23 protein-coding genes are annotated in these 22,220 nt (G+C 67.2%); 10 read left to right on the top strand and 13 right to left on the bottom strand.

The features are described 5' to 3' along the window. Positions 1 to 16: 16 nt before the first annotated feature. The 11 genes from AB0M62_RS09675 to AB0M62_RS09625 are packed head-to-tail and all read right to left on the bottom strand — an operon-like array spanning position 17 to position 10,176. Entirely contained in the window at positions 17 to 1,255 is a 1,239-nt protein-coding gene (locus AB0M62_RS09675) for a beta-ketoacyl-[acyl-carrier-protein] synthase family protein (protein WP_366073581.1), read from the bottom strand. Next, positions 1,255 to 1,494, bottom strand: a complete 240-nt coding sequence (locus AB0M62_RS09670) for an acyl carrier protein (RefSeq protein WP_366073579.1) — start codon at positions 1,492 to 1,494, stop codon at positions 1,255 to 1,257. The genes AB0M62_RS09675 and AB0M62_RS09670 overlap by 1 nt, the downstream gene beginning before the upstream one ends. Positions 1,495 to 1,540: 46 nt before the next feature. Further along, positions 1,541 to 2,542, bottom strand: coding sequence for a beta-ketoacyl-ACP synthase III (locus AB0M62_RS09665; RefSeq protein WP_366073578.1), 1,002 nt, complete (start codon positions 2,540 to 2,542; stop codon positions 1,541 to 1,543). Next, positions 2,542 to 3,627 carry an acyl-CoA desaturase gene (locus AB0M62_RS09660; RefSeq protein ID WP_366073577.1) on the bottom strand — a complete coding sequence of 362 codons (1,086 nt, stop codon included), beginning with the start codon at positions 3,625 to 3,627 and terminating at the stop codon, positions 2,542 to 2,544. Before AB0M62_RS09660 ends, AB0M62_RS09665 begins: the two co-directional genes overlap by 1 nt. Beyond that, positions 3,624 to 4,583 carry a VlmB-like protein gene (locus AB0M62_RS09655; RefSeq protein ID WP_366073576.1) on the bottom strand — a complete coding sequence of 320 codons (960 nt, stop codon included), beginning with the start codon at positions 4,581 to 4,583 and terminating at the stop codon, positions 3,624 to 3,626. Before AB0M62_RS09655 ends, AB0M62_RS09660 begins: the two co-directional genes overlap by 4 nt. Beyond that, the gene (locus AB0M62_RS09650) at positions 4,580 to 5,134 is read right to left on the bottom strand and encodes a flavin reductase family protein (RefSeq protein ID WP_366073575.1); all 555 of its coding nucleotides are present in this window, start codon (positions 5,132 to 5,134) and stop codon (positions 4,580 to 4,582) included. The genes AB0M62_RS09655 and AB0M62_RS09650 overlap by 4 nt, the downstream gene beginning before the upstream one ends. Continuing rightward, positions 5,131 to 5,613: a hypothetical protein gene (locus AB0M62_RS09645; RefSeq protein ID WP_366073574.1), complete on the bottom strand. Its 483-nt coding sequence runs from the start codon at positions 5,611 to 5,613 to the stop codon at positions 5,131 to 5,133. Before AB0M62_RS09645 ends, AB0M62_RS09650 begins: the two co-directional genes overlap by 4 nt. Next, positions 5,613 to 6,125 carry an SRPBCC family protein gene (locus tag AB0M62_RS09640; RefSeq protein WP_366073573.1) on the bottom strand — a complete coding sequence of 171 codons (513 nt, stop codon included), beginning with the start codon at positions 6,123 to 6,125 and terminating at the stop codon, positions 5,613 to 5,615. The genes AB0M62_RS09645 and AB0M62_RS09640 overlap by 1 nt, the downstream gene beginning before the upstream one ends. Beyond that, complete coding sequence (locus AB0M62_RS09635) at positions 6,118 to 7,410, bottom strand: aminotransferase class III-fold pyridoxal phosphate-dependent enzyme (RefSeq protein WP_366073572.1); 1,293 nt, start codon at positions 7,408 to 7,410, stop codon at positions 6,118 to 6,120. Before AB0M62_RS09635 ends, AB0M62_RS09640 begins: the two co-directional genes overlap by 8 nt. Before the next feature lie 8 nt (positions 7,411 to 7,418). Further along, positions 7,419 to 8,555: an acyl-CoA dehydrogenase family protein gene (locus tag AB0M62_RS09630; RefSeq protein WP_366073571.1), complete on the bottom strand. Its 1,137-nt coding sequence runs from the start codon at positions 8,553 to 8,555 to the stop codon at positions 7,419 to 7,421. A gap of 28 nt (positions 8,556 to 8,583) precedes the next feature. Beyond that, complete coding sequence (locus AB0M62_RS09625; protein ID WP_366073777.1) at positions 8,584 to 10,176, bottom strand: aldehyde dehydrogenase; 1,593 nt, start codon at positions 10,174 to 10,176, stop codon at positions 8,584 to 8,586. 268 nt (positions 10,177 to 10,444) lie between these two features. Between AB0M62_RS09625 and AB0M62_RS09620 the strand changes: the two genes are divergently transcribed. Then, on the top strand, positions 10,445 to 11,434 hold the full coding sequence (locus AB0M62_RS09620; protein ID WP_366073570.1) for a DUF2156 domain-containing protein: 990 nt from the start codon (positions 10,445 to 10,447) through the stop codon (positions 11,432 to 11,434). 57 nt (positions 11,435 to 11,491) lie between these two features. Here the strand turns inward: AB0M62_RS09620 and AB0M62_RS09615 are convergent, their stop codons facing one another. Next, positions 11,492 to 12,235, bottom strand: coding sequence for an AfsR/SARP family transcriptional regulator (locus tag AB0M62_RS09615; RefSeq protein WP_366073776.1), 744 nt, complete (start codon positions 12,233 to 12,235; stop codon positions 11,492 to 11,494). Between the two features lie 567 nt (positions 12,236 to 12,802). Here AB0M62_RS09615 and AB0M62_RS09610 point away from each other — a divergent pair. Further along, on the top strand, positions 12,803 to 13,429 hold the full coding sequence (locus tag AB0M62_RS09610) for a ScbR family autoregulator-binding transcription factor (protein ID WP_366073569.1): 627 nt from the start codon (positions 12,803 to 12,805) through the stop codon (positions 13,427 to 13,429). A 103-nt stretch (positions 13,430 to 13,532) separates the two neighbouring features. Then, the gene (locus tag AB0M62_RS09605) at positions 13,533 to 14,366 is read left to right on the top strand and encodes an isocitrate lyase/phosphoenolpyruvate mutase family protein (protein WP_366073568.1); all 834 of its coding nucleotides are present in this window, start codon (positions 13,533 to 13,535) and stop codon (positions 14,364 to 14,366) included. A gap of 141 nt (positions 14,367 to 14,507) precedes the next feature. Here AB0M62_RS09605 and AB0M62_RS09600 read toward each other — a convergent pair whose 3' ends face one another. Beyond that, the gene (locus AB0M62_RS09600) at positions 14,508 to 15,251 is read right to left on the bottom strand and encodes a hypothetical protein (protein ID WP_366073567.1); all 744 of its coding nucleotides are present in this window, start codon (positions 15,249 to 15,251) and stop codon (positions 14,508 to 14,510) included. Positions 15,252 to 15,417: 166 nt separating this feature from the next. On the opposite strand from AB0M62_RS09600, the gene AB0M62_RS09595 reads away from it, so the two are divergent. The 7 genes from AB0M62_RS09595 to AB0M62_RS09565 all read left to right on the top strand — a co-directional run bounded on the left by AB0M62_RS09595 (position 15,418) and on the right by AB0M62_RS09565 (position 22,062). Continuing rightward, positions 15,418 to 16,839, top strand: a complete 1,422-nt coding sequence (locus tag AB0M62_RS09595) for a DHA2 family efflux MFS transporter permease subunit (protein WP_366073566.1) — start codon at positions 15,418 to 15,420, stop codon at positions 16,837 to 16,839. 59 nt (positions 16,840 to 16,898) lie between these two features. Further along, positions 16,899 to 17,621, top strand: coding sequence for an SGNH/GDSL hydrolase family protein (locus AB0M62_RS09590; RefSeq protein ID WP_366073565.1), 723 nt, complete (start codon positions 16,899 to 16,901; stop codon positions 17,619 to 17,621). Positions 17,622 to 17,676: 55 nt separating this feature from the next. After that, positions 17,677 to 18,309 carry a helix-turn-helix domain-containing protein gene (locus tag AB0M62_RS09585; protein ID WP_366073564.1) on the top strand — a complete coding sequence of 211 codons (633 nt, stop codon included), beginning with the start codon at positions 17,677 to 17,679 and terminating at the stop codon, positions 18,307 to 18,309. 24 nt (positions 18,310 to 18,333) lie between these two features. Continuing rightward, positions 18,334 to 19,509 carry an acetyl-CoA C-acetyltransferase gene (locus AB0M62_RS09580; RefSeq protein ID WP_366073563.1) on the top strand — a complete coding sequence of 392 codons (1,176 nt, stop codon included), beginning with the start codon at positions 18,334 to 18,336 and terminating at the stop codon, positions 19,507 to 19,509. Positions 19,510 to 19,646: 137 nt separating this feature from the next. After that, positions 19,647 to 20,144, top strand: coding sequence for an SRPBCC family protein (locus tag AB0M62_RS09575; protein WP_366073562.1), 498 nt, complete (start codon positions 19,647 to 19,649; stop codon positions 20,142 to 20,144). A gap of 120 nt (positions 20,145 to 20,264) precedes the next feature. After that, positions 20,265 to 21,461, top strand: coding sequence for a cytochrome P450 (locus AB0M62_RS09570; protein ID WP_366073561.1), 1,197 nt, complete (start codon positions 20,265 to 20,267; stop codon positions 21,459 to 21,461). Positions 21,462 to 21,507: 46 nt separating this feature from the next. Then, the gene (locus tag AB0M62_RS09565) at positions 21,508 to 22,062 is read left to right on the top strand and encodes a hypothetical protein (protein WP_366073560.1); all 555 of its coding nucleotides are present in this window, start codon (positions 21,508 to 21,510) and stop codon (positions 22,060 to 22,062) included. The last annotated feature ends 158 nt before the right edge of the window (positions 22,063 to 22,220 follow it).

Raw genomic sequence — 22,220 nt, 5'->3', positions numbered from 1 at the left:
GTCCCCTGCGAGTCGGTCATGAGCGGGTGAGGAGAAGGACGGCGTTCTGGCCGCCGAACCCGAACGAGTTGCTGACGGCGACCTCCACCTTGGCCGGCCGTGCGGCCTTGGCGACGACGTCCAGCTCGATCGCGGGGTCCAGGCTGTCGAGGTTCGCGGTGGGCGGGATGAGCCCCTTGTCGATGGTCATCGCCGTGATGGCCGCCTCGATGGCGCCGGCGGCGCCCAGCGAGTGCCCCACGACACCCTTGACCGATGTGACGGCAGGACGGTCGCCGAGCACGCGGCGGATCAGCTTCGCCTCCATCTCGTCGTTCAACGGTGTCGAAGTCCCGTGGGCGTTGACATGGTCGACCGCGTCGGGAGCTATGTCCGCGTCCTTCAGCGCGGCCCGCAGCGCCAGTTCCGCCCCTGCTCCTTCCGGTTCGGGAGCGGTGGCATGGTGCGCATCGGCCGACGCCCCGTATCCGGAGATGTGCGCGTAGACATGCGCTCCGCGGGCCCGTGCGTCCTCCGCCCGTTCCAGAACGATCACGGCTGCGCCCTCTGCGGGAACGAACCCGTCACGGTCGGCGTCGAAGGGGCGCGATGCCGCCGTGGGGTCGCTTCGACGCTCTGACAGCGCACCCATCTGGCTGAAACCGGTGATGATCGAGGGAATGAGGCAGGCCTCGGTCCCCCCGGTGATCACCACGTCGCAGACCCCCTGACGGAGCAGTTCGCGGGCCGTCCCGATGGCGGTCGTACCCGATGCGCAGGCCGTGGCCGTGACGAAGTTGGGGCCACGCGCCCGGTGCTCCATCGCCACGTAACCGGCCGACATGTTGACGGCGAGCATGGGGATGAGCATGGGCGAGACTTTCAGGGGCCCCTCGTCCAGCAGCACGTGATGCTGCTTCTCCCAGCTGGCGGCTCCGCCGATGCCGCTGCCGATGACCACGGCCACACGCGTGCCGTCCCAGCTGGAGGAGTCCAGTCCACAGTCCGCCACCGCCTCCGCGGCGGCCGCGATCGCGAACTGGCTGCTGCGGTCCAGGCGCCACGCCTTGCGCCGGCCGATACTCCTGGCCGCGTCGAAGGAGGGGATCCAGCAGCCGATGTCGGCCGGGGTGCCGGTGAGCGCGGGCACCCGCGTCGCTGCCGTACCCTCGGGCGCCCGGATCCTGTCCCAGGCGGGACCGGCGCCCACCCCGGCCGCCGTCACCATGCCGATCCCGGTGATGGCGGCGTCGAACGAGCCGGTGGAGTCTGCCATCAGGCCGTCACCAGCTTGCTTTCGATCACGTTCACGGCCTGCGCGAGTGTGTCGTCGCCGGACAGGTCGTCATCGGTGAGCTGGATGCCGAACTCCTGCTGGACGTGGAGGGTGAGCTCCACCAGGGCCAGCGAGTCGAGTTCGAGGTGGCTGAACGTGTGCTCGGTCTCCACTTCACCGGCTTCGAAGCCGAAGCTCTTGACCAGCAGCTGGACGAGACGCTCGTAGGTGTCGCTCATGATGTCGCTCCTTGTGGTGAGGGATGTGCCGAGGGTCGGCGGGTACTCAGACGGGATGGACGTCCGGCCAGCGGAAGGTGCAGGCGCCCCAGGTCAGCCCACCGCCGAACGCGGCCGCCACGGTGCGCTGTCCGGGGCGCAGTGCTCCTGACGTCACGGCGTCCGCCATGGCCAGCGGGATGGATGCCGCAGCGGTGTTGCCGACCCGGTCCAGGTGCACGGGGAAGCGGGATCTCGGCAGCTGCATCCGGTCGGCGACGGCGTGCATGATGCGCAGGTTGGCCTGGTGCGCGATGAACACCTCGATGTCACCGGCCTCCCATCCGGTCTGCGCCACGGCGTCCAGAGCGGCCTCTGCCATCCGCTCGACGGCGTGACGGAAGACGGATTTGCCGGCCATACGGAAGTAGGGGTCGGCCTGCTGCACGGTCGCCGCCCGGACCGGGTCGCGGGAGCCTCCCGACGGAACCATGATCAGTTCGCTTCCGGTGCCGTCGCTGCCCAGGACCAGCGGCCCGAGAGCCCCGGCCTCATGAGGGGCGCCGGCGCGGAGCACGACAGCACCGGCCCCGTCTCCGAAGATGGCCCGTGTGGAGCGGTCCTGCGGATCGAGGATGCTGGAGTACACATCGGCGCCGATGACCAGCACGGTGTGGGCCGTGCCCGCGGCGATGAGGCCGTTGGCAGTGGCCAGTGCGTACAGGAAGCCGGTGCATACCGCCCCGACGTCGAACGCCGCAACCGTGTCCAGGCCCAGCTGCGCCGCCACCAGCGGGGCAGTGCCGGGACACGGGCGGTCCGGGGTGGTCGTGGCCACGATGACGGCGTCGACCGTGTCCAGGGAGGCGGACTTCAGCGCCCGCCGGCCTGCCTCGACGGCAAGGTCCGAGGTCGCCATGCCGGGCTCGGCCACATGGCGCCGGCCGATACCGGTGCGGCTGCGGATCCACTCGTCCGATGTGTCGAGCTCGCTCGCCAGGTCGTCATTGGTGACCACACGCGGCGGCAGCCAGGTCCCCAGCCCGGACAGGACCGCTGCGCGATCCATCAGACCCCTCCTGCCTGGGGCTGCGCCGTGGCTTCCAGGACAGCCACTTCGTCGCTGACCTCTCCCAGGTAGTCGGCCACGTCCAAGTAGGAGCGCATCAGGGACACCTCGACGTACGGCATGCCGTGACGCACCAGGTAGTCCTTCACCAGGGGCTGCGCATGCCGTAGGTTCCTGCGCGGCATGGAGGGAAAGAGGTGGTGCTCGATCTGGTAGTTCAGGCCGCCGTAGAAGAAGTCCGTGACGCGGTTCGGCAGCAGGTTGCGGGAGGTCACCACCTGCCGGGTCAGCCAGTCCAGCTCCTCGCTCTCACCGTCGCGTACGGGCAGCCCCTTGTGGTTGGGAGCGAACAGCAGGCCCATGTAGAAGCCGAACAGCGCCTGGTGCACGACGATGAAGGCGATGGCCTTGCCGGGCGGCAGCACATAGAACACCGCCGCGAGGTAGACGACGAGATGCAGGGTCAGCAGGGCCAGATCGGCGGCCACGTATCGCTTGAGGGCGCCCTTGCTGGCGGCGACGTAGCCGGACAGGTGCAGCCGCAGCCCCTCCATCATGATCACGACATAGAACATCCATGCCTGGTGGCGCACGATGAACCGTGACACGGCCCCGGTCTTCTTCGTCCTGTCCTTGGCGTCGAAGATGACCTGGCGGCGCAGGATGTCGGGATCGAGAGAGAGATGGTTGGGGAAGTTGTGGTGCTTGGTGTGGTGACTCACCCACCAGCCGAAGCTGACACCGGTGAGCAGGTTGCCGTGGATGTAGCCGATCACATCGCCGCCGCGCCGCTTCCGGAAGATCTGCCGGTGGCCCGCGTCGTGTCCGACCAGGTCGGTCTGACCGAAGCAGACCGCAAGGAAGACGGCGACCGCGAGCTGCCACCATGTGTCGCCCAGCAGAGCGAAGACGGTCCAGCCGGCAACGAGCAGCAGAAGATTGAGAATGATTTTGAAGGTGTAGTAGACGGGCTGCAGGTCCATCAGCCCCGCCCGCTTCACCAGCTGGGTGACCTCGTCGAGACTCGCCGTGTCAGAGCTGCCGCGACCGCCGGCCGTGGCACCGCTCTCGCCGACCGTGCTCATATCGCGTCCTCCAGCCCCATGTAGGCAAGCCGGGTGCGCTGCATGCGCTCGGCCCACTCCTGTCCCGTCGCCATGCGCTCCTCGGCGGTGGTGTCCTTCAGCCGGCGTCCGGGCCATGCCTCGTAGTCGCCCAGCAGGTGGCCGTGCTCCTCGATGCCCTGCTGGAACAGCCTTTCGCGGCGAAGCAGCTGTTCGGAGGTCGGCAGCGTCCCCCACAGCGCATAGCCCTCCGCCATCAGCTCCAGAAGCCGCGGCTTGTCCTCCGGGTGCTTCAGAAGGTGCTCGCGGATGATGGAGCTGCCGACCGTCAGATGCCGGATCTCGTCGATCCCGGCGCCGCGCTCGATATCGGCCGCGGCGGGGTCGAAGACGCGCCACTTGCGCTCGCTGAGCTCCGCGGCCGGTGCGAGTACACCTTCCACCAGCACGGTCAGGACCAGCACACCGCCGATGTAGTCCCGCTCGTCGCGCAGCACCCGCAGCCCGAAGTTCTCCAGCGGTACGAGGATGTTCTCCCGGTCGTCGCCGGCCAGCCGGTCGACCTCGGGAAACAGCTCGTGCTCCGCAGTGCCCAGCTGCAGGAGATGGCTGCGGAAGACCATCGCGTGCCGCGCCTCGTCGATGAGCTGGGTGGAGTAGAACTCCATGCCGTCGTTGTCCGGCGCCAGCGCCACCATGTAGCCGATGGCCCGCGTGGCCTTCTCCTCGGCGATCGACCGGAAGGCCAGTTCCTGCTTGAGCGCGCTGTTGAGGGGGCCTTCCTGCCGTACGACATCCATGGGCCGTACGTCATCGGCATGGCCGAGTATGCGGCCGCGCAACGTCCCCTGCGGCACTGAGCCGAGCCAGTACTTCAGGTTGCACGTCGCAGCCGACAGCTCCAGATTCAGCGCCCCGTCCATGAGCGAGGGCGCCTGCTCCCAGTCCGCCTCGGCCGGGAAGTTCGGCGGTGTCATTGATGTTTCCTTTCCGTGTGCTGCACACAGGACGGGCCGGCATGAAGGGCACCGGCGAAATTGACCAGAGGATCCGCCGTGCCGGAAGTGGCGGACAGGACGCGTGCCACCACCAGCTCGTGATCCCCGACGGTCACGGTCTGCACGAGACGGCATTCGAGCCACGACACGGCGTCGCGAAGCTGGGGAACGCCGCTGGGCGAGCACCCCGCCCAGGCATCGGACGGCAGCTGATCCAGCCCTTTGGCGCGGTACCGCCGGGCGAAGTGCCGGGCCAGCGGCTCATGGTCGGCCGCCAGGCTGTTCGCCACGAAGGTGGAGGCGGCGACGAGGGCCTTCAGCCCGCGGCTGTTGCGACGCAGTGCGACGCAGACCATGGGCGGATCACCGGGAATGGTGGTGAGGGTACTGACCGTCACCCCTTCGACGTCGGCCGCGTTGCCGCACGTCACGACCGTCACCCCGGTGACGACTCGCCGTATCGTGTCGGTAAGTGCGGCAGCGGTCTCCCCCGACTTCGCCGACGGCTCCTGGATCGCTGCCCTCGTCATGAGATCGCGCTCAGCGGGTTGTCGCTCCTGGCCGACGTGCTCGCGTCGAACTCGCTGCGGAAGCGCCGGTACGACTGGTGCGTCTCCGGTTCGAAGCGCAGCGCGAACGGCTTGAGGTAGTTGCCGAACAGCGCCCGGTCACCGAACAGATGGATCGGCAGGGCCAGCAGAGCCCACTCGAATCCCCACAGCGAGATCCAGGCGATCGCCACGAGTCCCTGCGTGACCAGGCTGTGCATGACGTTGTAGAGCACGTAATACGCCTTGTGCAGCTCACCGTTCCCGCTACGGCGGAACTGGATCGCGCCCGGGATGTAGCCGATGAGGTCGATGTACAGGAACAGCGCGACAGCCGGCCACCAGCGGACCTCGTCGAGGTGGGCGAAGAAGAGCACGACCGAGACCACGAGACCCAGCCCGTATTCCGCCCGGATCAGCCGGGCGGTGATGGGCGTCATGAAGAGGTTTTTGGTGTCCATCAGTCCGCCTGTGCCGCGACGAGAGGGATGTCGGCAGCGGGAAGTGCCACGGCCTGCGCCAGCGCCTTGTCCTCGATGACCGACCCGGTGCCGAACAGGCCGATGATCACGCGTGCGATGGTCTCTTTGATGACCCGCTCCGCCACCGGGTCGAGAATTCCGGCCAGGCTGGGAATCCCGAAGTCGAACTCGGCACGGAAGTCGACTCGGCACCCCCGCGTGGTCGGCGAGACGCGCCAGTCCCCGGAAAAGGTGTCGAAATCCCCGTCCAGCTGGGCGAAGGTGATCGTGAGATTCACCGGGTCAAAGTGATCGGACTCGGTCCACCGCAGGATGCCGTTGCGGAAGTACACCTCCCAGTCGCTGGTCTCCTCGTCAGCGCTGATCTCGTGCACGGCGACCGAGCGGACCACAGGGACGAGATCGGGATACTGGGCGAACTGCTTGACCTGGTCGTACCCCGCGGCTGGAGTGACCCCGGTCAGTTCGACGGCCACTTGAACACTACGCATGGGCGGAGTCGCTTTCGAGAGTCGGTACGTATCGGGCTGCCTGCGCCTGGCAGGCGCGGTCGAACGCCTCGTACAGGAACCGCACGTCCGAGGCGCTCAGGACCGCAGGCGGGGTGAGACGCAGGACCAGGTGCGAGTTGAGCGAGTGGTTGGCCACGACCCCCTGGGCGATCAGCTCGATGAGCAGATCCCCGGCCGGACCGGGGATGGTGAACTCGATGCCCAACAGCAGTCCGCGGCCCCGGACTTCGCGCACCAGAGGACCGAAGTGCCGGTGGGCGATGCTGCGGATGTTCGGCAGGATCTCCTCGCCCAGGTCGCGGGCGCGGGTGATCAGGTCCTCCTCCGTCAGGGCAGCCAGCGCCCCGCGGACGGCGGCCATGGCCAGAGGAGTCCCGGAGAAGGTCGAGGTGTGCAGATAAGGGTCCCGGTCGAAGGCCGCGAAGGCCTTCGGAGTCGCGATGACCGCCGAGACCGGCATGATGCCGCCGCCGAGCGCCTTGCCGGCCAGCAGGGCGTCCGGAGTGACGCCCTCCAGGTCCGCCCCCCACCAGGCCCCCAGCCGCCCCAGTCCGGTCTGGATCTCGTCCAGGACGAAGAAGGCGTCGTACGTCCGGCACAGCTCCTGCACCGCCCGCAGGTAGCCGGCGGGAGGCAGGATCACCCCCGCTTCGCCCTGGACCGGTTCGACCATGAAGCACGCCCGGCCCGGCATGGACGCGAGCAGCTCCTCCAGTGCGCCCACGTCCCCGTAGGGCACATGGTGGACTCCCGGCAGCAGCGGCCGGAACGGGTCCTGGAACAAGTCCTTGCCCGTGAGGCTCAGCGCGCCCATGGTCTTGCCGTGGTAGCCGCCGTGGGTGGCGACGAGTTGGTCCTTGCCGAGGGTACGGGCGAGTTTGATCGCCGTCTCGACGGCTTCCGCTCCCGAGCAGGCGAAATGGACCCGTTCGAGGCCGGCCGGGGCCTTGTCCACGAGCGACTCCGCCGCCAGGGCGGCCTGCGGCTCCAGGAAGATGCGGCTGGCCACCGGGTGCCGGTCGAGCTGCTCGGCGACATGGCGCACGACGGTGGGATGGCGGGCGCCCGTGATCAGCACTCCGTAACCGCCGCAGTTCAGGAAGCGGCGGTCGTCGTGCGTGGTGAGCCAGGCGCCCTCGGACCGGGTTTCGAGGTGCCCGCCGAACAGCTCGCCCAGCGTGGCGCGTCCCTTGCTCAGGTAGGAGCGGTAGAGCCCGCCGATGTGCTCACGGTCGTAGGTGGCGGAGACGGTGGGTGTGGTCATGACTCTCCTCAGGCCAGCCGCAGCGGCTTGCCCGTGACGTGCTCGATGAGCGGTTCGGAGAAGCTGGAGCGCGACGGGGGATGGAAGGACAGCCCGTGTGAGGCTGCCGCCAGGTACGGGATGTCGCCTCCGCCGATGAACGCCATGCCGCCGAGCAGTTCGACGGCACGCCGGACGGTGTCGGCGATGGCGTCCTGAGCGCCGTAGCGCGCCAGCAGCGACTTGGCCAGCGCCGCGTTGTCGGTCTCCCCGTCGGTGATCATCCGAGCGGCGCCCTCCAGCAGGAGCGATGCCGTCTCCAGCCGTGTCACGAGCTCCGCCCGTTCGGTGACGGAGCCGCGGCCCGAGCTGATGACGCGTTCCGCCAGGCCGCTGGCGATCCCGAGGTACGAGGCGGAGATCAGCACCTCGAACCAGATGAAGCCCACCGTCTGCAGCTCGTCCAGCTCGCGGTTGCTGCCCAACTGGGTGCGCATGACCTGCTGCTCGTCCACGAGTACGTCGGTGAGCCGTACTTCGTCACTCTCGGCGCCGGCCAGAGCCCAGCTCGACCAGAAGGGGTGGACGGTAAGACCTTCGGCCTGGCGGGGGACGAGCAGCACGGCCATGTCGCTCGTACCGTCCTCGTTGGGCAGGGCCACGCTGGCGGTGAGGAGGTCCATGGATCCGGACAGGCTGCACGGTTTCTTCGAACCGTTGATGCGATAGCCCTTCGCGTCCGGCCGCGCCTGCATGGTCGGGGTGAGGATGCCGCGCCCCGGCCTGCCCTCGGCGAAGCCCGAGGCCACCAGCAGGTTCTGCTCGACGATGCCTTCGAGCAGGGCCCACTCGACCCCGCCGCTCTGCAGGCTGTCGGCGAGCGAGAAGAGGGTGGCGACGGAGAAGTGGTGCATCGTGGTGGCCACGGCCAGCGAGGGAGACACCGCGGCCAGCGCCCGGGTCACCGCCACCGCGTCCAGTGGGCCGGCGCCGAGACCGGAGTACGTCTTGGGGATGACCAGGCTGGGGCCTCCATGGGCCCGGAAGAGGCCGATCGCAGGGCTGCCGGGCCGCTCCAGCTCCTCCAGTGAGTGCCCGCCGAGTTTGTCCAGCAGCCCGGGCAGATAGCCTTCGCAGACCTCGCGGGCTGCTTCCAGTGCACGCATCGAACGACTCCTAGCAAGGACGGGTTGTTCATGAGTTCTGACTGAGCAGGGCCCGCCAGGCCCCGAAGACCGCGTCATGTGGACGTGAGCCGGTACTGATGCTCACGCCCTGGATGTGGGAGGTGCGCAGGATCGGGTAGTTGGCCTCGCCGAAGACGCCGCCCGTCAGCCCCGTACCACCGTGGGTGGGCAGGCAGGGCAGAAAGCCGATGTGCGAATCGTTGACCTTCAGCAGACCGCCGTTGCCGACCCGGGCCACGAACCGGTCGATCGTCTCGGAGCTCCTTGCCCACAAAGAGTTGCGCAGGCCGTAGACGTTGGAGTTCACGAAGTCGATGAACCGCTCCAGCATTTCGTCGTCCGGCGCCGGGTCGGCCACCACGATCGGAAGCAGCGGGAAGAACGTCTCGTGCCGTACGGCGTCGACGTCACGCGCGTTCGCGAGGCCGCGCACGACCACCACCGTCGGCTCGAGGAAGATGCCGTTCGGGTCGCGGCTCTCATCGATCTGCATGGCATGGCCGCCGCACGCCAGCTCGGCGCCCTTCTCCAGGGCGTCGTCCAGGCACGTGAAGAACTTCTCGTTGCGGAGCACGGGGGTCAGCAGCACATCGGGCTCTGCCGGATACCCCGGCCGGATGTGGCCGACCTGACGTACGAGACTCGCGACGAGAGCATCGGCCACATCCGGGTGCACCAGCACCTGGTTGGGAATCATGCACAACTGCCCGGAACCGTAGAAGCTCTCCGTGAGGGCCTCGGCGGCCAGTTCGACGTCCGCGTCCTTCCAGACGGTCACCACGTCGTTGCCGGCGAGTTCGAGGATGGGCTTCTTGCCCTCCGCCACACAGCGTGCTTCGAACTTGATGCCGTTCTCACTGCTGCCGAAGTAGATGATGTCGTTCACGTCCGGGCTGGCGAGCCAGGCCGAGAGCATCGGGCCGGGATCTCCGCACACCACGTTCAGGGTGCCGGGAGGCGCGCCGACCTCGTCCAGAGCCGGAGCGACGATCTCCTGCATCACGTACATGACGCCGAGCGGGCCGCTGCGCGGTGCACGAACGACGAGCGAGTTGCCGCCCATCACCGCCGTCACACCGAGCAGGGCGCTGGACAGCGGGGCGTTCTGCGGAGGGTTGAGGCACACCACCCCGTCCGGCTGACGGCGTACCTGCAGAAGCCGCTCTCCGCGGTGGAACTCCTGCAGCATCTGCGAACGGTAGAAAGCGATGGACTCGGGGCTGAAGCATTCGAGCATTCCGGAGACCTGCCACTGGGCGAGCATCAGAGGATGCCCCTCCGCGACAAGTATCTCGGCTATTTCGTCAGCCCGTTCGGCGAGTCTTTTGCAGAGCAGCGCGCCGAACTCGTGGAGCCGCGTTTCGAGCGGGAACGCTCCCCAAAGCGGGGCGGCGGTCGCTGCCGCCTCGATCGCGCGCTGTACCGTGTCACGGTCAGCTTTGGCGACGCGTCCGACGACGACATCCGAGTGATCTTCCGCTGCGATGCGCCCCTGCTCGAGTTTGCGCTTGAGCGTCAGACTCGAGAAGACGTCGTCCAGCAGGATGTTGGAGTCGAGGACGTACACCCAGTCGTCGCTCTCAAGTGGTCGACCATTCACGTAGGAGTGGTAGGTGCGCAGTGGTGCAGAATTCCTGGACAGACCGGATCGGCTCTGCAGCGCCGGGCGAGACAGCTGCGTACTGCCCACGATCACTCCTTACGTTCGGAAACTCGGAGAACCAGCTTCGTGACGACACTCGCAGGGGGCTCTGACAGATCGCTTAGATCCCACTGATACGGCCGTTTCAGCACCGCGGTCAGTCGGCTTGCTACGTTCTCGGAGACCCTCGCAGGCCAAATAATGGAGAAGTCGGATGAGCCGGTCGATGAAGTCTTCTCAAGGCAACGCAGAAACAGCTCTCCAGGCGATCCAGAAATACGGAAGGAACCCCAGCTCCTTCCTTGCGGTCAACGAAGGGAACGAGTTCTTCGAAGGCAACGAGGGTGGTGTCGTCGCCTACCGGAGGGCCGGCAGGTACTTCATCCAGTTCGGCGGGGTGTTCGCGGAGGAGAACCAGCACCGGGCGACCCTCCAGGAGTTCCAGAGGTATGCACGCGAACAGCGGCACAGGATCGTCTGCATTCAGTTGCAGCGCGAGGACGCCGAGCTTTACGCGGCCGAAGGGTTTACGGTCAATCAGGTGGGCGCCTCGTACTCCGTGCATCTCCCGGAGTTCACCTTGAAGGGCACGCGTTTCATGAAGCTGCGCAACAAGATTTCGCGAGCCAAGCGCAGCGGTCTGGAAGTTCGTGAGGTCCACCATGCAGACGTCGGGAGCCGGATCGGCGAGATTGACGAGGCGTGGCTCCGGTCGAAAGGAAAGCACGTCAAGGAGATCGAGTTCCTGGTGGGCCAGATCGGGGGCGCCGCTCAGCAGCACCGGCGCCTTTTTGTGGGCCTGATCGAGGAGAAGCCGGTCGCGTACGTCTCGTATTCGCCGGCCTACGGCGAGCGCTCGGGCTGGTTGCACGACCTGAGCAGGCGTCTGCCCGACGTGATGCCGGGCGTGATGGAAGCGATCAACTCCGCCGCGATCGAGCAGTTCATCAGCGAGGACGCCCAGTGGCTGCACTTCGGCTTCACGCCGTTCACCGGCCTGGATCCGGCGCTGGAACTCCCCCGGAGCAGTCCGCTGACGGGGAAGTTCATGCGACTGCTGGCCGAGAAGGGCGAGGCGGTGTACCCGGCGGCCAGCCAGCTGACCTACAAGGAGAAGTGGGGTCCGCACCTTGTCCTGCCGGAGTACCTGGCCTTCCAGGGGCGCGCCCGCTTCGGGGCGATCTGGCAGATCCTGCGCGTCACCAAGTCCATCTGACGGGGACGGCGGACTCGCCGCCGCCCCCGCCGGCTTGCCCCCGTACGGGCCCCGGCCTCAGCCCGCCTGCTGCAGAAGGCTGCTTTCCTGACGCAGGATTTCCGCCAGTGTGTTCTGCATTCCGGGCCCCGGTTCGAGGCCCAGCTCGGCAGCGAGGCGATGCCGCACCCGCCGGTAGGTGTTGAGAGCGTCGGCCTGCCGGCCTGAGCGGTACAGGGCAATCATGAGCTGCTCGCAGAAACGCTCCCGCAGAGGGTGGCGTGACAGCAGCTGCTCGATTTCCGGGACCGTCTCGTGATGCCCTCCGAGAGCCAGCCGGGCATCGATGAGAAGCTCCTGGGCAATGAGGCGGGTTTCCTCGAGACGGGCCGAAGCGGTCCGGCAGATCATCCCGTGTCCGGTATCCAGCAGCGCCGGCCCGTGCCACATTGCGAGGGCGTGCTTGAGGGACGCGATGACCTCGGCCGGATGATGCGCAACGCGGCGCCCTGCCGTTTCCACCACGGAAGTGAACCGTGTGGCGTCTATGTCCTCCGGCGGCAGCGCGAGCATGTATCCGGAACCGAATGTCCGGATGAAGTCGCGGATTTCTTCCCTGCCGCTCTGCCGTACCAGAGTCCGCCGCAGACGGGCGATATGACCTTGCAGCGAGTTCGCCGCGCTCCGCGGAGGCCGTTCCCCCCACAGTTCGTCGAGCAGGTCATAGACCGGGACTGTTGTCCCCGGCGAGAGGGACAATGTGGCGACGATCGCCCTGAGCTTTTCACCCGGAATGGCGATGGGAACACCGTGCTCGATCACCTGCAATGGGCCGAGAAGCCTTATTTGCATGTTACCCCCGTAACACCTGAGAGGCCGTGATGGTCCGTGCGGCCTTGCCGTCCGAATAGCAATGACAGTGTGTGCACGCGCGTAGCGCCGAGCTCTCACATATGAGTTCGGATATGCGAGGGCACGCCGCAGAGCGATGAGCCGAAGGAGGTGCGCCGGCTGGTTACAGCTCAGGGTGACGCACGGCGATCTCGACCGGGTCGGCGTAAGCCGGGCGAGAGCGCGCAAGAACGTGATCGCCTGTGGACGAGCCGGAATCGGAAAACGTCTGCACCATCCCCCGAGGGAGCTATCGTTGATCAGTGCGAATATCCTGACGTTGCAGGAACATACACGGGCGCCTGTTTTGGCGCCACAGGGATCTGGCTCGTGTCGAGTCGACCGACCCGGTTTCGGCAGAACTTTTCCTCCTCCTTGGCCTGGTTTGGCTGCTCCCTGACCAGTTGGGCATGACTGCGAACTGGCCGAATTTCGATGCATAGTCTTGGCACCTCGAGGTCCATCGGCAAGCTGGACCTTCTGTGGTGAGGAGGGCATGTGGCGCAGCAAGAGCGCGCGGTGAAGACCCGTCGGCACATCGTGGAAGCGGCGGCGGAGGAGTTCGCCGAGCGGGGCTACGAGGCGGCAACCTGCGCGAACATCGCCTCGCGCGCTGGTGTGACCAGGGGTGCCTTCTACTTTCACTTCACCTCCAAGAACGACGTCGCCGGAGCGGTGCTGAGCGAGTGGATCGCCCGTCAGCCCACCGCCGGGCCACTGCCGTTCAAGCTGCAGGAGCTGATGGAGCGGGCGATGGCGACCGCGCGCCAGCTCAAGGACGACCCCGTGGTGAATGGTTGTTTCCGGCTGTGTCTGGAGGAGGGGCTCGGCGTCGGCGAGCGGCAGCGCCCTTACCTGATCTGGTCGGACCGGTACAAGGAACTGCTGGAGAGTGCTCGGGAGCAGGGAGCGCTGCACCCGGATGCGGTCACGTCGGAGACGGCCGAGCTGCTGATCGGCGCCTTTGCCGGGGCGCGGCTGGCGTCGCAGATCCTGCCCGAGGGGGCCGATGTCGAGCAACGGGTCGTCTCCTTCCTCCGGCACCTGCTGCCTCATGTGGCAACCCCCCAGTCAGTCGCCCGACTTGGGCTCACTCCGCCCGCCGGCCCCTACGCGGATGATTGAACATTCCTACCGTTGGTATGTAACATCCCGGAGGTCGAGTAGCTTGTCGGGTCCGGCCCGGCCTGGCGGCCGTGCCGTGGTCCCGTAAACCGAGAGGACTGTCGTGAGCACACCCGTACAGACCAAGGCCGTGCAACTGCGTGCGCTCCACACGCAGCCGGGGCCGCTCGTACTGCCCAACGTGTGGGACGCCGCGAGCGCCGCCCTGGTTCAGTCGGCGGGTGCGACGGCCGTGGCAACGACAAGTGCTGGCATTTCCTGGTCACTTGGGCGCGCAGACGGTCACGGTCTGTCCCTCGACGAGATGGCGGCCGCAGTACGGCGGATCGCTTCCGTGGTCGCCGTACCGGTCACCGCGGACATCGAGGGAGGGTACGGCGCGGCACCTGCGGCGGTGGCGAAGAGTGTGGCGACGGTGGTCGCGGCAGGCGCCGCGGGTATCAACCTCGAGGACTCCACCGGCGCCGACGAGCCGCTGTACGGAATCGACGCACAGCGTGAACGCATCGTGGCCGCGCGCCAGGCAGCGGTGGAGGCGGGAGTCCCCGACCTCTTCATCAACGCGCGCACGGACGTCTTCCTGGCCGGTGTGGGAGACGCCGGCAAGCGGACCGGTCTCGTCCGTGAGCGGGCGGAGGCCTACGCCGCGGCAGGCGCGGATCTGCTCTTCGTGCCGGGACTGCTCGATCTCGCCGTCATCGAGTCGGTGGTCGCCGACTCGCCCCTGGGTATCAACATCATGGCGTTGCCGGGAGGGCCCTCGGTCAAGGAGCTCCAGGCCGTCGGCGTCCGTCGCGTCAGCGTGGGCATGGCCATCGCCCAGGCGGCCTACGACCTGGTCCGCCGCTCCGCCACCGAGCTGCTGAACGAAGGCACGTACACCTCCTTCGCGTCAGGTGTCGACTTCGGGGAAATCAACTCGCTGGTCAGTCCGTAACCGCACCAGCCCCTCTCCGGGCGCCTGTACGCCGGCGACGAAGGCATGCTGCCGCCAGGGCGCCGTCGCCGGCACGGCGAGAGAGCCGTGCCGGCGACGGGGTACGGTGCGGCCGCCGGCCGCCCGTGACGGATGCCGCACTCAGGAGGGCACCGCGTGCCGGTAGGCAGCCTCGAGAAGTGTCTGCAGATCTTTCAACTCCGCTTCGTCAAGCACCTCGTAAGCCGGAGCCGTCAGATCGTCGGTGACCCTCTCGACGTGCTCGCGGAGCTGAACGAGCGACGCGTCCGGAGGAGCGCCGGGGGAGCGCCACCCGAGGAAGGCGGCTCTGCGGTCGCCGTCCTCTCGCGTACGGATGGCGTCCACCGGCGTGATGCCGCACGCGCGCACCGCACACAGGTGCAGCCCTCCTCGGTGCTCCCGCAGTACATGGGCGAGCTGGGCGACGCGGGCTGCCGGATCGCCCGGCAGCGGGACGGAGCGCCAGCCGGCGAAGAGGGGGAGAAGAGTGGGCGACGCCGCGGACGTGACCTTCTCGAGCAGGGCTCCGAGCTGCTCCGCCTCCTTGAATGCGCCCAGATGCTCGGCGGCCCAGGTGTGGCAGGTACGCAGATAGTGGGCACGGAACTGTGCGGGGGGCGCCGTACGACGCGCGACGCTCCAGTGCTCGCCGACGAGTTCGGCCGGGAAGAAGCCGAACGTCGCCGTCACCACGTCGGAGTCGACTTCGCCCAGCACGCTGCCACGACCGCCGAAGTAGTAGGCGAATCCGGGCAGTTGAAGTTGTCGAGCGTGCTGCTTGGCGATGGCCGACTTCATGAACAGCCCGCCGAGACGGCGAACGTAGTGCTTGACCGCGTACGCGGTCGCCCAGGCAGTACTCACTGATTGCCTCCGATGGACGGATGCGGGACCTCGGTATGCGGAACGCCCCCGCGCTGCTCGAGCAGATGTGCGTTGACACTACTCCGACCCCTCACTAACATTCCAACCGTCGGTATGTATTAAGGAGTCTCTGATGGCCCATACAGCTGCACAACCTCCCCCCACCGTGCGATACGGCCTTCTGGTCGTCATGTCCGCGGGTGCATCGTTCCTTGCCTTCCTCGACTCCACCGTGGCCAACCTGGCTGTGCCGAGTCTGGCGACGGACTTCCCTGACGCCGAGGTCACGGACCTCACCTGGGTGCTGACGATCTACGCGATCGCCTTTGCCGCCCTGCTGGCCCCCGCCGGACGCCTGGCGGACGTCATCGGCCGCCGAAGTCTCTACATGACGGGCATGGGGCTTTTCACTGTCTCCTCCCTGTTGTGCGCGATCGCGCCGAACGTCCCCCTGCTGCTCACTTTCCGTGGTCTCCAGGCGGCCGGCGCGGCCGCGATGATCCCCGCCTCGCTCGCCGTCATCCTCATGGACTCGCCGCCCGAGCGCCGGCTCGCCTCGATCGCCAAGTGGGCCGCGGCAGCGTCGGCGGCAGCGGCCGTCGGGCCCAGCCTCGGCGGAGTCCTGGTCGAGGCCTTCGACTGGCGCGCCGTTTTCCTCATCAACGTGCCCCTCGGTCTGGCACTCCTGTTCGTGGCGCGTGCCATCCCCCGCAAGTCCGGACAGCGCAGCCAGGTCCCGGACCTCGTGGGCACCGTCTTCCTCGGCGGAGGCATCGGCCTTCTCGCCCTGGGTGTGACGCAGGGACACGACTGGGAATGGAGCAACGCCAAGACGCTCGCCTGCCTGATCGGCGGAGCGGCCCTCCTGGCTGCCGCGCTGATGCGTTCCTCCCGGCACGCCGCGCCGGCCGTCGAGATCAGTCTCTGGAAGAGCCGCAACTTCGCGCTCGCCAACGCGATCTCCGTCGGCCTGGGCGCCGCGCTGTACGCATGGCTCCTCGTCGGAGTCCTGTACCTGAACCAGGTATGGGGTTACTCGGAGCTGAAGGCGGGTCTCGCCATGAGTCCCGGTGCCGTCGCGTCCGCCATCGTCGCACTCACGGCCGGACGCGTGATGGCCAAGACGGGGCCGAGGCCGGTGATCCTCACGGGTGCGGCCCTGCTGGCCGCGGCCGGCGTATGGCTCACCGTCTACCTGCCCACCGAGCCGCACTTCCTGGCTCTGTGGCTGCCGGCCGGACTTCTCAGCGGCATCGGTCTGGGAGCGATGAGCACCGGCGTGTCCACCGCGGCTGCCATGGCTGTCGAGCCGGTCCGCTTCGCCGGTGCCACCGGACTCAATGTGGCCGCACGCCAGATGGGGGGCGCCCTGGGCCTGGCCACCATGGCGGTCCTGGTCTCGGCGGCAGCGGACAACTCCGGAACGGATGCCTTCTCCAACGTCTACCTGTTCTGCACCGTTGCCTCAGTCGCGGCAGGTCTGCTGGCCCTTGCGCTGGCCGGGCCGCGCAAGCCGGCCGTACCGCAGCAGCAAGCCCGTACATCCGTCCCCCGCGAGTCCGGCGAGACCACAGCCACGACCCGCTGACCGGACCGATCACGGCCCCCTGACCCAACCGAATCCGGCACACGAACAAGGAGCCCGACATGAGCAGCACATCCGACGTGACCGCGGAACAGAACGACCCTTACTGCATGGCTCCGGCAGCGGCCACCGACCTTCTCTCGGCGGCCCCGTGGCAGCGGTTCGTCGTCATGGGCGACAGCGTTGCCGAAGGACTGGGCGACACCTGCGAGGGATACGGGTCGTCTCCGTGGGCGGACCGTGTGGCCACGGCCCTGCGCACGGTCAATCCGGGGCTGGCGTATCTGAATCTGGGCGAACGGGATCTCATCGCTTCGGAGATCCGCTCCCAGCAGCTGGACAAGGCCCTCTCGTTCAAGGGGGACCTGGTCGCAGTCATCGCCGGCGGCAACGACATGCTGCGCAAGTCCTTCGACGTGGATGCCACCGAGGCCGAGCTGGCCAGGATCATCGCTCCGCTCAGGGCGTCCGGAGCCGATGTCATTACCATGGGGCTGTTCGACATAAGCCAGTCGGACTACATCCCGGAGCAGTACAAAGAGGGCCTGCGGGCACGACTGCGTCTGCTGTCGGACCGGACTCACAGCCTGTCCCTCAGCCACGGTGCCGTCTTCGTCGACCTGACCAGCCACCCGGCCGGCGCGGACACAGGCATTTACAGTAAGGACGGCCGTCACGTCAACAGCCGTGGTCATGCCGTAGCCGCGGCAGCAGTGATCCGCAGGCTTGGTCTGCACCTGGGTGTGAACGGTCTCGATGAAGCGGAAGAGTCGGCGATCCGGTAACGAACCGATCCCCAGGATGCGGTAGAGAATCGGTCGTCAGGAGGAGTGCGAAGCCATGACACAACGGACGGCATCGAAGCGCGAGCGTCGGACACAGCAGGAGCGCTCCTCCGCGACCACCCAGCAACTGCTCACCGCTGCCCGCAAACTCTTCTCCCGCGAGGGGTATGCGGCCACCTCTCTCGAGGCCATCTGTGACGAGGCAAGCGTCACCAAAGGCGCCTTCTACCACCACTTCAGAAGCAAGGAGCAGCTCTTCAAGGCGGTGTACGAGCGGGAGGAGCAAGGGCTGTCCAGCGCGATCGCCCAGACCTACTCCCACTATGACGACGCCTGGGAAGGGCTGTTCCAGGGAATGCGGGAGTTCCTCGTCGGCTCCATGGAACCGAGCACGCAGCGGATCACCCTCATCGATGCGCCAGGCGCTCTGGGGTGGGAAGTGATGCGGGACATCCGTGCCGACTGCCGTCGGATGATGTTCTACGGACTCTCCCAGGCCTTGGGCAAGGGCCGCTTCCCGCGGCACGAGATCGATTCACTGACCTCGATGCTGCACGGAGCGCAGTGCGAGGCGGCCATGGCCATGGTGCACGCGGATGATCCCGACCAGCTCCTCGAGGCGACGCTGCGCCAATTCCGCTACCTGTTCCAGTCCCTCGCGCAGATGCCTCCCACTCTGAATCCGTAGACCAATCCCGACCGGAGGACCCTCATGTCCGAGTCCGTCATCGTCGCAGGAGCTCGTACACCAATCGGCAAGCACATGGGGGCGCTGGGCAAGCTCTCCGCTGTCGATCTCGGGGCCGTGGCGATCAAAGCAGCTCTGGACCGAGCGGGGATCACCGGCGACGACGTGGGGTACGTCATCATGGGCCATGTGCTGGCGGCCGGCGTCGGCCAGGGCCCGGCCCGGCAGGCCGCACTGAAGGCAGGCATTCCCCACGTCGTGCCCACTCTCACCGTCAACAAGGTCTGCCTGTCCGGCATGACGGCCATAGCTCTGGCCGACCAGTTGATCCGGGCCGGTGAGCAGGACATCGTGGTCGCGGGCGGCATGGAGTCCATGACTCAGGCGCCCCATCTACTGCCCGGCATGCGGGCCGGCGTACGAGCGGGGTCCGCCGAACTGGTCGACTCCATGTTCCACGACGGCCTGACCGACTTCTCCGAGAACATCCTGATGGGAGAGTCGACCGACCGCTACAACACGAAGTTCGGCGTCGAGCGCGGCATCCAGGACGAGATCAGCGTGCTGTCTCACCAGCGAGCGGCCGAAGCGCAGAAGAACGACGTCTTCCGCGACGAGATCATCCCCGTCAAGATCGGCGACACCCTGGTGACCGCGGACGAAGGTATCCGTCCCGGCACGTCCCTGGAGTCACTCGGCCGACTGCGCCCCTCGTTCATCCCCGACGGCACGATCACAGCGGGCAACGCGTCACAGATCTCCGACGGCGCCAGCGCCTTGGTTGTCATGCGCCGTTCAAAGGCGGAGGAGCTCGGTCTTGACTGGCTGGCAGAGATTTCCGCGCACGGCATGGTCGCGGGCCCGGACAACTCGCTGCACTCACAGCCGTCCTGCGCCATTCAGCAGGCCATGAAGAAGGCGCGCGTGTCGTTGTCCGATCTCGATCACATCGAGATCAACGAAGCGTTCGCAGCTGTGGTCGCCAAGTCGATCCGCGACCTCGGAGTCGATATGAAGAAGATCAACTCCCATGGCGGCGCCATCGCGCTCGGCCACCCGATCGGCGCATCGGGGGCGCGCATCGTCCTGCATCTGGCGCAGACCCTCAACCGGCGCGGAGGCGGCGTGGGCGCTGCCGGCATCTGCGGCGGTGGGGGGCAGGGAGAAGCCCTGATCATCCGCTCGTCCGGCAGCCGGTAGCAGCCCACAACCCGAGCGGGGATCCGGCCGGCGCCAGCCACGGTGCCGAAGCGGCCGGTGCCGCTGCGATGCCGGGGCCGTCCTGGACGGCCCCGGCACCGCAGCCGGCCGGTGGAAGCCGCGGACGAGGAGAGCTCATGCCCCGACAGTGGGCCGCTGAAGAGAGCATGCGGATCCATGCCGACGCGGCCACCATCTATGAACTGGTCGCGGACGTGCGGCATATGGCCCGGTGGAGCCCGGAGTGCCTGGCCGTCTGGGCCCGGCCCGGACCCGCCCGGACGGGTCAGACGTTCGTCGGCTGGAACCGTCGCCGCGGCCTGGTCTGGTTCACCAACTGCCGGGTGGCCGTGGCCAGTCCCGGGCGGGAGTTCGCCTTCACCGTCACGACCTTCGGACTCCCGGTCGCGCGCTGGGGGTACCGCCTCACCCAGGACGGTCACGGCACGACGACCGTGACCGAACACTGGACCGACCTGCGCTCCGGTCGCGGCGCATGGCTTTCTCAGACCCTTGGTCTCATATTCACGGGCACACGGCCGAGCTCCCGGTACGCCGTCAATCGGCAGGGGATGCGCGAGACGCTCCGACGCCTTCGGACCGACGCCGAGGCAACGAGGCGTACGCATCCCTGACATGGCGATCTCAGTGTGATGTCAGGCGGATACATCACACTGAGAACACCGGCTCGCGATGCAATCCCGTACGAGCCGACCGGACCCTTGCGCATTCGCACGGTTAAGGAGATCGCCGACATGTCCGCCGAGTCCGCAAAGCACTCCTACCCCATTCCCCGGACACTCCCCTACGAGCCTTCTCCGGTCTACGCCGAGCTGCGCAAGGATGAACCGGTGTGCCCGGTCAGTCTGGCGACCGGAGATCCGGCGTTCATGGTCTCCCGTTACGAGGACGTCAAAGCGGTGCTGTCGGATCCGCGGCTCAGCCGTGAGGAACTCTTCCGCCCGGGGGCGTCGCGAGCCCAGGTGGGAATACCCGACCCGGACAGCATTCTCAACCTTGACCCGCCGCGGCAGACGAAGCTGCGTCAGATGGTCACCCGGGAGTTCAGCCCCCGCCGCGTAGAGGGCATGCGCCCCTACATCCAACGGCTGGTGGACGAACTGCTGGACGACATGGGCAAGAGGGAAGGAGAAGTGGATCTCAACGATGCCTTCTTCCAGCCCTTGGCGCTACGCATCATCTGCGAACTGCTCGGTGTGCCTTTCGAGGACCACCACAGGTTCGGCGAATGGTGCGACCACTTCATGTCGCTCACCAAGTACACCCCGCAGGAGATAGGCAAGGCGAATGCCGATATGCGCGGCTACTTCGTCGATCTCGTCGCCGCCAAGAGGCAGAACCCCGGCGAGGACCTGCTGAGCGCACTGGTGCGCAAGCACGACGAGGAGGAGCGGCTCACCGAGGCGGAGCTGGTGAGCCTGGGCGTAGTGCTGCTCCTGGCAGGCCACGACACCACGGTCACCGTGCTCGGCGGTTCGGTCGTGACCCTGCTGCGCCACCCGGACCAGCTCGAGAAACTGCGAGCGGATCCGTCGCTGTACGCAGGGGCGATCGAGGAACTGGTACGTCTCAACGAGCCGGGCGACGGATCGTTCGTGCGTATCGCGACCAGCGACGTGGAGATCGGTGGAAGGACCATACCGGCCGGCGGTGCGGTGATCGCCTCCATCAGTTCGGCCAACCGGGACTCCCGCGTCTTCGACGACCCCGACGGCTTCCATCCTCAGCGGCCGGAGAACCCCCACATCGCCTTCGGACACGGCCCGCACTTCTGCATCGGATCACAGCTGGCCCGAGCCGAACTCGAGATCGGCCTGCGCAGCCTGTTCGAAAGGTTCCCGACACTCCAACTCACCGTCGCGCCCCAAGAACTGCGCTGGAAGGACTACGCGGCGCTGGGAGGGTGGGAGAGGGTGCCGGTCACCTGGTAGGCGGCCGGTCGTCATCAGCAGAGCGACGGAGAGTCTCGGCATACAAATGGAAACCGACCTGCTGTACGGACCGTTCGACCGCCCAAGGGTCAACTCGATGCTCTCCGGCTGCATCGACCGCGTGATTCCAGTATTCGCCGGTGTCCGCGCCGTGCGGGATTCGAGAACTGTGGGGGAATCGGAGACCGGACATGTGGAATCACTGCAGCGGCTTGCCGAGGACCTGTCGAATCCGGATGCGCCGGATTCACTGTTCCAAGAACACGCAGGCATGCTGGCGAACTTCCCGGAACTGGCCCCGGCATCAGACCGGCCGCTCCACTGGGCAGGCTCACAGGCGCTGTTCGCAGTCAGGGCCGCAAGAGAGGCCGCTCTGTTTCGAGCAAGCGGGGATCCGCTGCACGCCGCCCAGTGCGCACTGACATGCCGTGAATCCGCGAAGGCCTTGGACGTGGAGCTGGGCGTCGACTGGAACGTCGATGAGGAATCCTCCCGCCAGCGGCAGGACTTGGAAGGCCCGGGCGTTGCACGCCGGGTGAACCGAAGGATGGGCGAGGATCGATTCATGGAGATCCTGAACCGGTCCATCGGCCTTCACTGATCGGAAATCGTGAGCGAGAGAGTCATATGACCAGCGTGACACTCAAGACACCCCGAGAACCGGCCGACTCCCGTGGGCGTGTGGCCGAGCTGCACTCCCTTCGTGAGGAGGCGCGGCGTGGCCCCAGTGAGCGCGCCACCGAGGCGCAGCATGCCAAG

The organism is Streptomyces sp. NPDC051219 (assembly GCF_040682335.1).
Taxonomy (GTDB): domain Bacteria; phylum Actinomycetota; class Actinomycetes; order Streptomycetales; family Streptomycetaceae; genus Streptomyces.
The sequence above is the reverse complement of the archived record's forward strand: the minus strand, read 5'-3'. Positions and strand labels throughout refer to the sequence as shown.